12 protein-coding genes are annotated in these 13,203 nt (G+C 52.7%); all 12 read right to left on the reverse strand.

Annotation, left to right across the window (positions count from 1 at the left end; genetic code table 11):
• Positions 1-63: 63 nt before the first annotated feature.
• Positions 64-1,548 carry an IMP dehydrogenase gene (gene guaB, locus GN107_RS08280; RefSeq protein ID WP_155287339.1) on the reverse strand — a complete coding sequence of 495 codons (1,485 nt, stop codon included), beginning with the start codon at positions 1,546-1,548 and terminating at the stop codon, positions 64-66.
• A gap of 215 nt (positions 1,549-1,763) precedes the next feature.
• Entirely contained in the window at positions 1,764-3,569 is a 1,806-nt protein-coding gene (locus GN107_RS08285; protein WP_155287340.1) for an oligopeptide ABC transporter substrate-binding protein, read from the reverse strand.
• A gap of 112 nt (positions 3,570-3,681) precedes the next feature.
• A complete protein-coding gene (locus tag GN107_RS08290) occupies positions 3,682-4,635 on the reverse strand; it encodes an ABC transporter permease (protein ID WP_155287341.1) in 954 nt (317 codons plus the stop codon).
• A 14-nt stretch (positions 4,636-4,649) separates the two neighbouring features.
• The gene (locus GN107_RS08295; RefSeq protein ID WP_155287342.1) at positions 4,650-5,609 is read right to left on the reverse strand and encodes an ABC transporter permease; all 960 of its coding nucleotides are present in this window, start codon (positions 5,607-5,609) and stop codon (positions 4,650-4,652) included.
• A gap of 5 nt (positions 5,610-5,614) precedes the next feature.
• The gene (locus GN107_RS08300) at positions 5,615-6,574 is read right to left on the reverse strand and encodes an ABC transporter ATP-binding protein (RefSeq protein ID WP_155287343.1); all 960 of its coding nucleotides are present in this window, start codon (positions 6,572-6,574) and stop codon (positions 5,615-5,617) included.
• On the reverse strand, positions 6,571-7,584 hold the full coding sequence (locus GN107_RS08305; RefSeq protein ID WP_155287344.1) for an ABC transporter ATP-binding protein: 1,014 nt from the start codon (positions 7,582-7,584) through the stop codon (positions 6,571-6,573). Before GN107_RS08305 ends, GN107_RS08300 begins: the two co-directional genes overlap by 4 nt.
• 858 nt (positions 7,585-8,442) lie before the next feature.
• Positions 8,443-9,141: a DUF1129 domain-containing protein gene (locus GN107_RS08310; protein WP_155287345.1), complete on the reverse strand. Its 699-nt coding sequence runs from the start codon at positions 9,139-9,141 to the stop codon at positions 8,443-8,445.
• A gap of 75 nt (positions 9,142-9,216) precedes the next feature.
• Positions 9,217-10,317, reverse strand: coding sequence for a redox-regulated ATPase YchF (ychF, locus tag GN107_RS08315; protein ID WP_155287346.1), 1,101 nt, complete (start codon positions 10,315-10,317; stop codon positions 9,217-9,219).
• Between the two features lie 65 nt (positions 10,318-10,382).
• Positions 10,383-10,592 carry a DUF951 domain-containing protein gene (locus GN107_RS08320; RefSeq protein ID WP_155287347.1) on the reverse strand — a complete coding sequence of 70 codons (210 nt, stop codon included), beginning with the start codon at positions 10,590-10,592 and terminating at the stop codon, positions 10,383-10,385.
• 24 nt (positions 10,593-10,616) lie between these two features.
• Positions 10,617-11,489 (reverse strand): ParB/RepB/Spo0J family partition protein, encoded by an 873-nt coding sequence (locus GN107_RS08325; protein ID WP_155287348.1) that lies wholly within the window; start codon positions 11,487-11,489, stop codon positions 10,617-10,619.
• The gene (locus GN107_RS08330; protein WP_155287349.1) at positions 11,479-12,246 is read right to left on the reverse strand and encodes a ParA family protein; all 768 of its coding nucleotides are present in this window, start codon (positions 12,244-12,246) and stop codon (positions 11,479-11,481) included. The genes GN107_RS08325 and GN107_RS08330 overlap by 11 nt, the downstream gene beginning before the upstream one ends.
• Before the next feature lie 38 nt (positions 12,247-12,284).
• Entirely contained in the window at positions 12,285-13,202 is a 918-nt protein-coding gene (locus tag GN107_RS08335; RefSeq protein ID WP_155287350.1) for a ParB/RepB/Spo0J family partition protein, read from the reverse strand.
• Position 13,203: the final 1 nt, after the last annotated feature.

Raw genomic sequence — 13,203 nt, forward strand, 5'->3', positions numbered from 1 at the left:
GCAAAAAAACTGGTCTCTGCAACCGCAGAAACCAGTTTGATAGTATCTAAATTGTCAATGAATTTACTTGACTGAGTAGTTAGGTGCTTCCTTGGTGATCTGAACGTCGTGCGGGTGACTTTCCCGCAGGCCGGCGCCAGAAATTTGCATGAACTGCGCATCGTTAGCAAGCGTCTGCAGATCAGGTGCGCCGACATAACCCATACCGGAACGCAGGCCGCCGACCATTTGGAAAATAACGTCGCCGACAGCGCCCTTGTAGGCAACCCGGCCTTCGATACCTTCAGGAACCAGCTTGTTAGCTTCGTTGACACCAGACTGGAAGTAACGATCTTTAGAACCGTGGGCCATTTCCATTGCGCCAAGACTACCCATGCCGCGGTAGGTCTTGTAACGGCGGCCGTTGAAGAATTCCATGCGACCAGGTGCTTCGTCAGTCCCGGCAAGCATGGAACCGAGCATTACGGCGTTCCCACCGGCAGCCAAAGCCTTGACGATGTCACCAGAGTACTTGATGCCGCCATCGGCAATGATGGTCTTACCGAGTTCACGGGCAACACTAGCCGCGTCGTAAACCGCGGTCAGCTGAGGCACACCGACACCGGCAACAATCCGCGTTGTGCAGATGGAGCCAGGGCCGATCCCGACTTTGACAACATCAACGCCGGCCTCGTACAGTGCCCGGGCGCCTTCAGCAGTCGCAACGTTCCCGGCAATCAGGGTTGCCTTTGGGAAGTGGGCGCGAATCTCGGCGATTTTGCGGAGCACCCCAGCGGAGTGACCATGCGCAGTGTCGATCACGATAGCGTCAGCACCCGCGTTGAGCAAACCAGCAGCACGGTCGAAGGTGTCACTGGTGACCCCAACGGCAGCGGCAACGAGCAGGCGGCCCTTGTCATCCTTAGCAGAGTTCGGGTACTTGTTGAGCTGTTCCAGATCCTTGATGGTGATGAGACCAGCGAGGCAGCCGTTCTTATCAACCAGTGGCAGCTTCTCGATCTTGTGCGCCTGGAACAACTTCTCAGCGGCTTCAAGTGTCGTGCCGAGTGGTGCACTGACAACCTCGTCGGTCATGGCGCTAGCAATGTCGACGGACATATCGCCAACGTAACGCAGGTCCCGGTTGGTGATGATCCCGACCAAATGCTTGTCGTCAGGACCAGCAACAATCGGCACACCGGAGATGTGTTCCGCGTCCATCAGGTCAGCCGCATCTTTAACGGTGCGGTCAGCGGTGAGGTAAACTGGATCGCCAATCACACCGTTAACGGCACGCTTGACCTTAGCAACTTCCTCAACCTGGGCCTCGATGGACATGTTCTTGTGAATGACACCAAGGCCGCCTTGACGGGCCATACTGATTGCCATTTTACTCTCAGTGACCGTATCCATCCCGGCACTGATAATTGGGACGTTTAATTTAATGTTTGGTGCAAGTTGCGTAGTCAGGTTCACCTCATTCGGTAAAACGTGGCTCTCCGCTGGAATAAGCAAAACATCATCAAATGTGAAACCGCGACGCGCGAACTTCGTATCCCAATTACTCACAAGTAGTCCTTCTTTCTTAAGTTTGTTTGCAAGTCTAACACGCCTGGCGTTTCACGACAAGGGCGCAGACACGAACGTTGCGAGATTCACCGGCTTTTGCCATCAGCGCAACATGCACACGTTACGGTACCTCTGTGCACACAAAAGGGCCCCCATTTCTGGGCGCCCTTTTGCGGAAATATCAATCTTTGTGTTACTCAGTTACGTGTTGGAAACTACTTCTGCTTAGCAGAGGTCAGAGATAGACCGCCCCAGAAGTTGTTGTTCTTGGCACTAGTATCGTAGCCCTTAACACGGTGGTTAACTGGTGTGTAGGACATGTAGAAGTTGTCAGGAGCGTATGCAGCCTGGTCGTTCATGTATTCCTGCCACTTGTAGAACTGGTTCTTACGGTACTTAGCATTCCAAGCCTTGCTGTTGTTCATGTTGTTCATGAGCTGAGTGTTACGCTTGGAAACAAAGTGACCCATGTTGTAAGGAGCAGTCTCGCCGTAAATCTGGGTTGGTGTAGGCTCAGAACTTGTGGACCATGCAGCGTTGAAGATGTCCATCTTGTTCTGCTTAGGAGCCTGCAGAGTTGAGTAGAAGCTGTTCATTTCCATTGGCTTGCCAGACGTCATTTTGACGTTCAGACCCAGCTTGTGCCACTGCTGCAGGTCGTTCTGGTAACGCGCTTCAGTAGCTGCGGAACTAGACATAGCACCGAAGTAGATAACGAGCTTCTTGCCCTTAGGATCGCTACGCCACTTGCTGCCGTTACGCTTCTTGTAGCCTGCGTCGTCCAGCAGTTTCTTAGCCTTGTTCATGTTGTAAGGGAAGCCCTTAGCCTTAGCATCGTTGTATTCCTTGAAGATTGGTGGAATCAGGGTGTTACCACGCCATGCAACCCCATTACCAAGCTTCTTGTAAACAGCGTCAAGGTTCAGAGCGTACATCATGGCCTGACGGAGGTTCTTGTTGCCCATCTTGGCGTTCTTGTCCATGACGTTCTTGCCGGTCTTGGTGTCGTAGTGCCCAAGGTTAAAGCCGAAGTAGCCGTATGCCATGGCTGGTAAACCAGTGATGGAGTAGGTCTTCAGTTTTTTAAGTGTTGGGTACTGACTTGATGGTGCACTACCAACAGTGAAGTCGTACTTCTTAGCCTTCAGAGCGGCCGTGATGTTGTTTGCTGATACGACCTGAATGGTGATGTGCTTAATGTTTGGCTTCTTGCCGTAGTAGTACTTGTTAGGTGACCAACTAGTACTTTCACCTTGAACAACCTTATCCAGCTTGTAAGGGCCAGTGAAGATTGGGTTCTTCCGAACCTGTGGTGCTGAAGCAAGCTTAGCGATTGGGACGTTCTTGATGTATTCGTATGGTTCAACGGTCGTCCAAATGAATGAGTTCCCAGAGAACTGCATAGCAGGCGTCATGTGGTCGAAGTGGATAACCACCTTGGAGCCGTTAGGGCCATCTGGGAAAGTGATCCCAGAAATGGTCTTGGCGGTGCCAGCGTGATATGCTGCCATCCCCTTGATGTTTTCATAGTCGGATGAGTATTGCTGGGAAACCGTGTCCTTGTTAGCAATGATTTCGTATGGGTACTCAACGTCCTTAGCGGTAACCTTGCTGCCGTTAGACCACTTAGCATTCTTACGCAGAGTGATGGTAGCAGTCTTGGCGCTGCGACTCAGCTTCAGGTTAGCCAGCCCACCATCGACAATCTTGTAGTTGTTGTCAACGTTGAACAGACTGCCTGAACCGCCTGGTGCGAAGACATCGGAATCTTCAGCGTTGGTAGCAATGGTTGGGGAAGTGATCCCTTCAAATGGGGCGTCGTTAACTTCGGCAACCTTCAGGGTACTGTTGTTACCAGCTTTAGTTGCCTTTGCGGTGTTCTTATAGGCTGGTGACATCTTGATTTTAGTAGCTGTGCTATTGGAACTGCTTGAACTGCTCTTGGAATTAGAGCAAGCGGCCAGAGACAGGACTGCAGCAACTGCAACTCCTGCGCTCAGCCATTTCTTTGTTTGACTCATAAACATTCTCCTCCGTCATAATGTATTGATATGTTTTTTCCGTGACGCCGTCTGTAACCCAGTAATAACGAGCATCACCCCCTCAAGTGCGTGCTTTATAATTGCAAAATAATTATTTTTCTTGCTTGCCCCGCCGCTGAGACGCGTTCAGCGTCCGCCGCAGAACTTGGCCAACGTAACTGATCGACAGGCAAAGGATGATAATCTCCAGCGCTGCCGGCAGCCATGTCCACCAGTAATGCGTGATGTTTTCCGGGTCGTTAGCGTTCGCAATCAACGTCCCCAGTGATGGGGTCCCCATTGGCAGGCCAAAGCCCAGGTATGAGAGCCCGGTTTCAACCCCCATGTTCTCAGCAAATGAGAGCGTGGTATCAACAATGATCAGTGAGGAAATGTTGGGCATTATTTCCCGGAAAATAATTTTGAGATTACTCGTACCGAAAGCCTTGGACGCCTGGACGTAATCCTTCTGCGTCTCGGCCAGCGTCCGCGAACGGATCAGTCGGGAAGTACCCATCCAGTAGAAGCAGGACAGAATCAGGGTCAAGGTGATGGCGTTGTAATTAGGAATGATGGTAACGATAACGATGATTGTCATCAGCATTGGGATGATCATCATGAAGTCGTACACACGTTGCATCACGAGGTCAGCGGTGCCACCGAAGTAGCCGGACACCATGCCCCAGCAAATCCCAAACGTGGATGAAATGACGGTCAGCCCGAGTGCAATCCCGATTGAATCCCGAGAACCAACAATCAACTGCTTAGCAATTGAGCGGCCCGCGGAATCTGCCCCGAGGAAGAAGTCCTTGGTAAAGGGCTCGTTGTAATAAGCCAAGATATTGGTTTCCATCATCTTGGGCACGTCGATGAAAAACGACGCAACTGTTACGAAAATGAAGAAGGCCAAAATGATGATCAACGCGATGAGCGCCGGCTTATCAGCGATAAACTCTCGCGCCATGATTGTGAAGCCAGAAGGTGCAGCCTCTTGTTCCGCTTCGGCACTCAGCCGTTTGAGATCCGCCGCGGAGATGGTGCTTTTTTTGTCAATTTTGTTTTCCATTCAAAAGCGCCTCCCTAAGATACGCGAATCCGTGGATCGACAATGCTCAGCACAATATCGGATAGCAGTGTGCCCAGCAGGTTCAGGAAGCCATACAGCAGAACCAGCGCGGTAATGACCGTGTAGTCACGGAAGTTGATCGCGTTTAGGAACAGCAGCCCCATGCCGGGATAGGAGAAGACCATTTCGGTAAAAATGGACCCACCGAGTAAACCGGTAATGGAGTAACCCGCAAAGGCCGCGATTGGCAGCAATGAGTTGCGGAAGATATGGTGTCTGTAAATGGACCCCATTGGCACACCTTTCGACCGCACCGTCTTGACATATTCGGAGTGCTTCGAATCGATGACTTCGGAACGTAGGTACTGGACGATATTAACCGTCCCGAACAACGCCCCGAGCATGCCCGGCAAGATGATGTGCCCTAATCGCGATATCAGCGTCGGTCCAAAACCATTTGCTTGCGCTGATACCGACCCGGTCGTTGGGAAAATGTCCAATCCGTAGCCGAAGATCCAGATGCCGACAACCAGAACAACGAAGTATGGAATCGCCATGGTGACGTAGGTGTAAATCTGAACGAGGGTATCCTGCAGCTTGCCTTCGTGCTTGCCGGCGTAAATCCCGAGGGGCAGGCCAATCGCGTAAGTCATGATCATGGTGAAGAATGCAAGCCAGAGGGTGTTGGCCCCACGCTGTTTGATCAAATCAATCACTGGTTCGTGGTACTCGTAGCTGGTCCCCAGATTGCCGTGGAAGAGGTGCACGACCCAGTTCCAGTACTGCTGGTACCAAGGGTCATACAAGCCGTTGATCCGCATTAGGTGGTGAATCTGTTCCTGACCCAGCCGCGGGTTGATGGAACCGGTGAACGGGTCACCAGGCATCATTTTGGCAAGCAGGAAGACCAGGACACTGAGAACGACAAGCTCGGGAATCATGATTAATACTCGCCGTAAAATTGTTTTCCACATGTCGTTCACCTCCCAGCCTTTTCTGCAGCAATCGTCTTCGGCGCCAAGGCAACCGAGTGCGTTGGCGATACAGCAACGAGTGGGAACGCGCCGCCGTCTTGGTCGTAATACAGTGACTGTTCTTCTTCGTACTGCCGCTCGATTTCCAAACGGTGCTTACGGTGTTCTTCACGGTGATCAACATTGGTCTCCGGAATCGCGGCGAGCAAGCGCTGCGTGTAAATGTGGAGCGGGTGGTTATAAATGTCATCCCGAGTCCCGATCTCAACAAGCCGGCCCCGGTGCATAATTGCAATTCTGGTACACATGTGCCGCACAACCCCGAGGTCATGGGAAATGAATAAGTAAGAAACGCCTAAGTCGCGCTGCACCTTTTTCATGAAATTAAGTACTTGTGCCTGCACGGACAAGTCCAGTGCTGACACTGGTTCGTCAGCAATGATCAGCTTCGGATCAGTTGCGACCGCCCGGGCCACACCGATTCGTTGCCGCTGCCCGCCAGAGAATTGATATGGATACTTGTAAAGTGCATCTGGCCCTAAACCAACGATGTCCAGTAGTTGCAGGACCCGCAGTTTCTCGTCTTCGGGGCTCAGCTGTTCAAAGTTCCGAAGCGGCTCCGCGATGATACTTTCAATCCGTTTGCGGGGGTTTAGGCTGGACAATGAGTCTTGGAAAATCATCTGAATATCGCGGTTGTATTGCATACGTCTGCGCACTGAACGTTTGGTAACATCCACGCCGTTGTAAAGGATGCTGCCGGAAGTGGCCGTCTCCAAACCAACGATGGACTTGCCAGTCGTCGACTTACCAGAACCAGATTCACCGACCAAGCCGAAAGTTTCCCCTGGCTCAATTGAGAAGCTGACCCCATCAACAGCCTTCACGGTATCAACGACCCGGTTCCAGAACCCGCCACGAATTGGGTAGTGGACTGTTAAGTCTTTAACTTCAATGATGCTCATTGGCCGCTACCTCCTTCGTCTGGAAATTTAAAGTCCTTGTAGCAGGTGCAGCGAACGAAATGGCCGGGATCGAGCTCGTGCATTTCAGGCTGCTCCTCATGGGCTGACGCTGGCACCCACGGAATCCGCGGTGCAAAGCGGTCGCCTTCTGTTGGCATGCGCTGCAGTGATGGCACCATGCCCTGGATAACGTACAGGTCATCGTTCTCACTCCCGCGCTGGGGCATTGCCCGAAGCAACGACCGGGTGTATGGGTGCTGGGGCCGGTTGAAAATCTGCTCCGCGGTGCCCAGTTCAACGATCTGCCCAGCGTACATAACTGCAACCCGGTCAGCCGTCTCCGCAACGACCCCTAAATCATGGGTGATGAGGATGATTCCGGCGTGGTTCTCCTTCTGAATGTCTCGTAATAAGTCCAGAATCTGTGCCTGAATCGTAACGTCCAGCGCGGTCGTTGGTTCATCGGCGATGATGAGTTCCGGCTTGCAGGCAACCGCAATCGCGATGATGACCCGCTGCCGCATCCCACCAGACAGCTCATGTGGAAACTGCTTGGCCGTCAGCTCTGGGTCTTCGATTCCAACCTGATTGAGCAGTTCCAGCACTCGCTTGTGCCGTTCCTCAGCAGTCATGTTGGTGTGGTAGACCAGTACCTCACCGATTTGCTCCTCAATGCGCTTTAATGGGTCCAAGGCAGACATCGGATCTTGGAAGATCATGCCGATTTTGGAACCACGCACTTTGTTGTAGCCAGCCTCGTCAAGTTTGAGTAAGTCCTGGCCTTCAAAATCAATCTCGCCACTGATTTTGGTGGCATCAGGTTCATGCAGGCCCATAATCGTGGTTGCCAGTGTACTTTTACCGCAGCCGGATTCCCCAACGATGGCAAGAATCTCATCTCTATGTACTTCTAGGTTTACATCCGTAACGGCGTCATAGAACTTGTCGTTAATCTTAAAGGCTGTGCTGACGTCGCGGATGTCTAAGAACTTATCAGTTTCTGCGCCCACTAGTCACACCCCTCTTTCTAATTTTTAAAAACCAATTGTTAAGTTAGCATGAGTTTCTGTGCCTTATTATGGGACTGAATTCATTAAAGCGCAATACATCTGTCCAAAAAAGTTCACATTTCGACCCAGAAACTTTACAACAATTGCTGGTAGTTAGGCATCATGAAGCGCTAACAATTTCGTCACAGGTTTATGAGACGTTTTGTCATCTTATGCTTTCAGTAACTCATTTTGAATGCAAATGTGCATAAAAATATCCGTAAGCAAGGGACCCAGGCACTGGTCTAACGCTTACGGGTATTATTAATAATAACTTTGGTTCGTTTATTAAGTAACTTTTGCTGCGCCAGTTGTTACATTTATGAGAGTGACCCACAATGCGGTCAGCTCCTGAGCATTAGCAAAAATGAGGTGTATTCCCGGACTTGGGGAATACACCTCATTTAGGCTAAGCGGAGCCACTTCCACTTGGGCGGTTTGTGCCCTTAGTGGAATGGACAGTGAAACGGCCGGCAGCGAAGATCGTCAGTCGCTTCGAAGCCACTCCTTGTGACTGAGCCCCTTTACTTTAATCCTCGGACTCTAACCGGGTTGCTCCGCTTTGTTTCCTAGTCCAGCTGCTCAACCCAGAGTCCTGCGGCTAGTCTAACTTCTGGGTAACACCCAAAAACCGGGTGTTTCCCAGAAGTTCCACTAATCCTCGGACTCTAACCGGGTTGCTCCGCTTTGTTTCTTAGTCCAGCTGCTCAACCCAGAGTCCTGCGGTTAACAAAATTTTGGGGCCCATGTCGAAAACCATGACATGAACCCCAAAATTACGTTAATCCTCAGACTCTAACCGGGTTGCTCCGCCTTGTTTTAATCCTTCGTTGCTGCCTGGAACAGGTTTGGCAGGTGGTAGATCCGCTTCAAGAAGAAGTGACCTGCGTAGGCTGCAGCGGCGACGATGAACTGGCCGATTGGTGGGAGTGGTGCGGTAACGATAGTGTTGACCGATGTGAGCCAAGTCGACACGATTGAAACCACAACAATGATCGCCATACCGGCAATGATGATCAGGAACAAGTTAGGCCGCTTCTCTTTGTCCATGAGCGTCCAGCGGTTGTAGTAGTTGAACACGAATGATGCAACAAAGGACATCAGTACCAGTGACAGCAGGCCACCAGAGCTCTCCTGGCTGGCGTTCTTAGCAAAGTAGTGCATCGCCCCGTAAATGACGGCGAAAATGGCTAGGAAGGACAAGCCGAGGTCCAGCGTCTCCAGCCAGAAGTTGTGGTGCTGCTTTGGCTTAGGCGCGTGTAACAAGTTGTTAGCCAGCACGCTTGGCGAACCGTAAACTTGATTAGCCGGCTTGCCGGACTTTTGCTCCTCAACGATTTTCGGCAGGAATTCACCAAGAATCTCCTGTTCCTTCTCGTCGTCAGCACCGTTATCCTTCAAAAACTTGCGTAACTTGAAGACGTAATCAGCGTTCTTCTTCGTGAGCTGACCCAGTAACTCGTTAACGTCGACTGGCTTTGGCTCTGGCGCTGCTTCTGCGTTCTTTTTCCGTGGCATTGCTTTCCTCCTAATGGTATGTATGATGCGGCCCGCAACGGGACCGACACCGAACAAAATTATTTTGCAGCTAGTTTAGACGTTGAAGCGGAATTCAATGATGTCCCCATCTTGAACTTCGTACTCCTTACCTTCAGCGCGCAGCCGGCCCGCCTCCCGGACAGCGGCAACACTACCGTACTTGTCGAGGTCAGTGAAGGACATGGTCTCGGCGCGAATGAAGCCGCGCTCGAAGTCAGAGTGAATGATTCCGGCAACTTGTGGGGCCTTCATGCCGCGCTTGAAGGTCCAAGCGCGCGTTTCCTTACCACCGGCAGTGAAGAAGGTGGCGAGGCCAAGCAGGTGGTAGCTGGCCCGGATCAGCTTGTCCAGACCGGACTCCTCAACGCCTTCAGCTTCGAGGAAGTCGGCCTTGTCGTTGTCGTCCAGTTCGGAGATTTCCTCTTCGGACTCGGCGCAAAGGGCAATGACCTCGGCGCCCTCCTTAGCGGCCTCTTCCTTGATCTGACCAACGTATGGGCAGTCGTCAGGGCTCGCCATGAACTCTTCAGCAATGTTAGCCACGTAGAGAACCGGCTTGCTGGTGAGCAGGAACAGCCCCTTCACAATTTTGGCTTCATCCTTGTTGAAGTCGATGCCGCGGACGGCCTTGCCTTCTTCGAGGACCGGCTTGATTTTGTTAAGGACTGCAAATTCAGCCTTAGCTTCCTTGTCACCGGAACGCGCAACCTTCTCCACCTTGTCGTAACGCTTGTTCACAGAATCAAGGTCGGCGATGGCGAGCTCCATGTTGATGGTTTCCATGTCTTCGATCGGGTCGATTTTGCCGGAAACGTGGGTGATGTTGTCATCATCAAAAGCACGGACAACATGCACGATGGCGTCAACCTGGCGAATATTCTCCAGGAACTTGTTCCCAAGACCTTCACCCTTGCTGGCACCCTTAACGATCCCGGCAATATCGGTGAATTCGAAGGTGGTGTGAATGACCTTCTTGGCGGGGATCAGTTCGTCGATCCGGGCCAGGCGGGCATCCGGCACTTCAACCATGCCGACGTTTGGGTCAATCGTTGCAAATGGGTAGTTCGCCATCTCGGCACCGGCCTTGGTGATGGCGTTAAACAAGGTGGACTTACCAACGTTTGGCAGTCCGACAATCCCAGCTGTTAAAGACATTTTAGTATTATTCCTTTCCTGCGCGGAGCAAGGGCCCCGCGGCTAGCGACAATTGTGATTTATGTTTATTCTGCATCGGTACCGGGTGTTTGCGGCGCAGCCTTCTCCAGCACCTTCTTGAGGCGCTTTTCAAAGTCGCGGCGGCTCATCATCACGATGTGCCCGCAACCGCTGCATTGAATCTTGATGTCGGCACCCATGCGGATGATTTGCCAGCGGTTGGTGCCGCACGCATGGGGCTTCTTCATTTGGACAAAATCATTTAGGTCGTACATAACTGTTCCCCGATTCCTTCTTACTTAGTCTATGTTGACGTCCAGCATGGCTAGGATCCGGTTCAGGTCCTCAGTGTTCGTGAAGCTGATCTCGATGTGACCCGTCCCCTTTTGGCTCTGGGCGATGTTGACCTTAGTACCGAAGCGGTCGACCAGCTGGTTCTCACTGGCGCGTAAGTACGGTGACTTCGGCTTGGCCTTGGTAGCTTTCTTCGGCTGCGCGCCGGCGTTTTCCTGCGCGATCAGCTTTTCGAGCTGGCGGACGGTCAGATTCTCGCTGACCGTCCGTTTGGCCAACGCAACGAGCTTATTCTTTTTCTTCAAGCTGAGCAAGGTCCGCGCTTGCCCCATCGACAATTCGCCGTTGTTTAACATCTGCTTGACCGCAGCCGGCAGGGACAACAGGCGCAGATAATTCGCGATATACGGCCGGCTCTTGCCCAGCCGTTCGGAAACCTGGACCTGCGTGAGGTTCAGCTTCTTAATGAGCATGTCGTAAGCCTGGGCCTCTTCGATCGGCGTCAGGTTCTCGCGCTGCAGGTTCTCCAGCACGGCGACTTCCATCATTGCGGCTTCATCAAAATCGCGCACGATGGCTGGAATGCTATCTTTACCGGCAATTTTGGACGCCCGGAAGCGCCGCTCGCCAGCAATGATCTCGTAGCCATTGACACTTTTGCGCACAATAATGGGCTGAAAAACGCCCGTCTTCTTGATGGACTGCGCTAAATCAGCTAGCGCCGCCTCATCAAAGGTCTGCCGTGGCTGGTACGGATTGGGCCGAATCTCGTCCAGACCGATCTCCTCCACGGCCTCGTCAGTCGCTGATTCCTTGTCGATTTCACCAAAAATCGCGTCAATTCCGCGACCAAGGCCTTTTCCCTTCTTATTCACCATGAGCAGCAAGCACCTCCTTTGCTAAATCATCGTAGACTTGAGCCGCCCGGGAGTGGGGGTCATAGTCCACGATTGGCTCACCATATGACGGTGCCTCCGCCAGCCGGGTCAGCCGCGGAATGACAGTCGTGTACACGTGGTCGCCGAAGTGTTCCCGCACTTCGTTAATAACCTGCGCGCCCAGGTTGGTCCGGGCGTCATACATGGTCAGCAGCACCCCTTCAATCGCCAGGTGCGGATTGAAGTGCTTTTGCACGAGCTTGATGGTGTTCAGCAACTGGCCCAAACCTTCCAGGGCGTAGAACTCGCTCTGCACCGGAATCATGATCGAGTTGCTGGCGGTAAATGCGTTGATTGACAGCTGGCCGAGTGACGGCGGGCAGTCGATCAGAATGTAATCGTACTGGTCCAAAATTGGTTCCAAACCCAGCTTCAGCCGCATTTCGCGGGCCATTTGGGCGGTGAGTTCAATTTCGGCCCCGGCCAGCTGAATGGTCGCCGGCACGATGTCCACACCCTTATGCGCGGTGTGCAGGATGGTCTCGGTGATTGCTTCCTCGTTCACCAGCACGTCATAGATATCCTTGTGCACCTGCGGCTTCTCGATGCCGACGCCGCTAGTTGCGTTACCCTGCGCATCGTCGTCCACGATCAAAACGCGTTTGCCGGCGTTAGCGAGGCAGGCGGCGAGGTTAACGGTGGTCGTCGTCTTACCGACCCCACCCTTTTGGTTTGCAATTGCAATTACGTGTGCCAATCGATTACCTCCTATCATGTGACCGCGTGGGCGGCCAGCTACTTGTTCTTAGGAATCTCGATGACGATCCGGTACACATCACCGTCGTCCTCTTCGTGACTCTTAAGTTCCATGCCGGAGTCCTTGACCATCTGCAGCGAATGCTTGATGGTGTTGACCGCGATCCGCGTGTCGTGCGTCAGGGCTGGACGCCGCTTGCGGGGCTTTGCGGCTTTCTTCTTGGCAGGAGCTGGCGTTTGTTCGTCCGCTAGTTCCGCGGTGACCCGCTGCGCGATGGCTTCGTTGGCTGAAGCTTCTTCAACAGCTTCCGGCGTATCATCGGGGTGCAAAATCTCCTGCACCACCTCGGCGGTTTCCTTAACAGTCAGATTGTTCTGTGCAATCTGTGTCAGCGCCTCCTGCTGCTGGGCGGGATCAAGCTTCAACAGTTCGCGGCCGTGGCGTTCGGTGATGGCCCCGTTCATGATGGCGGTCTGCGCGGCATCACTCAGCTTTAATAGCCGCAACTTGTTGGCGACAAAAGACTGACTTTTGCCGATTTGCCGGGCCAAAGTTGCCTGCGTCATCGAGTTAGCCTGCATCAATTCATCGTACGCGCGGGCCTCTTCTACGGGGGTCAGTTGGGCCCGCTGCAGGTTTTCAACGATCGCCATGGCGGCAGATTCATCATCCGCCATCTTCGTGATGATCGCGGGAACTTTTTGCCAACCGAGCTGCGTTGTTACCGCCCGAAACCGGCGCTCACCAGCAATGATTTCGTAATGGCCGTGTTCGTATTCGCGCACCACGATTGGCTGCAGCAATCCGTGATTCTTAATGGTCGCCGCCAGCTCCTTGATGGACTCCTCCTGGAAGACCTTCCGGGGCTGAAAACGGTTGGGCACGATGTCCGCCGTGGCAATATCCACCACTTCATTCGTGTTTTTCTTCTTCCGTCCAAAAAGATTCAGTGCCATA

The organism is Lacticaseibacillus zhaodongensis (assembly GCF_009687905.1).
Classification (GTDB): Bacteria; Bacillota; Bacilli; order Lactobacillales; family Lactobacillaceae; genus Lacticaseibacillus; species Lacticaseibacillus zhaodongensis.

What these genes read in the sequence shown, in the direction of transcription:
- GN107_RS08285 (WP_155287340.1), bottom strand. Translation starts at nt 3,569, where the DNA reads ATGAGTCAAACAAAGAAATGGCTGAGCGCAGGAGTTGCAGTTGCTGCA.
- GN107_RS08290 (WP_155287341.1), bottom strand. Translation starts at nt 4,635, where the DNA reads ATGGAAAACAAAATTGACAAAAAAAGCACCATCTCCGCGGCGGATCTC.
- GN107_RS08295 (WP_155287342.1), bottom strand. Translation starts at nt 5,609, where the DNA reads ATGTGGAAAACAATTTTACGGCGAGTATTAATCATGATTCCCGAGCTT.
- GN107_RS08300 (WP_155287343.1), bottom strand. Translation starts at nt 6,574, where the DNA reads ATGAGCATCATTGAAGTTAAAGACTTAACAGTCCACTACCCAATTCGT.
- GN107_RS08310 (WP_155287345.1), bottom strand. Translation starts at nt 9,141, where the DNA reads ATGCCACGGAAAAAGAACGCAGAAGCAGCGCCAGAGCCAAAGCCAGTC.
- ychF (WP_155287346.1), bottom strand. Translation starts at nt 10,317, where the DNA reads ATGTCTTTAACAGCTGGGATTGTCGGACTGCCAAACGTTGGTAAGTCC.
- GN107_RS08320 (WP_155287347.1), bottom strand. Translation starts at nt 10,592, where the DNA reads ATGTACGACCTAAATGATTTTGTCCAAATGAAGAAGCCCCATGCGTGC.
- GN107_RS08325 (WP_155287348.1), bottom strand. Translation starts at nt 11,489, where the DNA reads ATGGTGAATAAGAAGGGAAAAGGCCTTGGTCGCGGAATTGACGCGATT.
- GN107_RS08335 (WP_155287350.1), bottom strand. Translation starts at nt 13,202, where the DNA reads ATGGCACTGAATCTTTTTGGACGGAAGAAGAAAAACACGAATGAAGTG.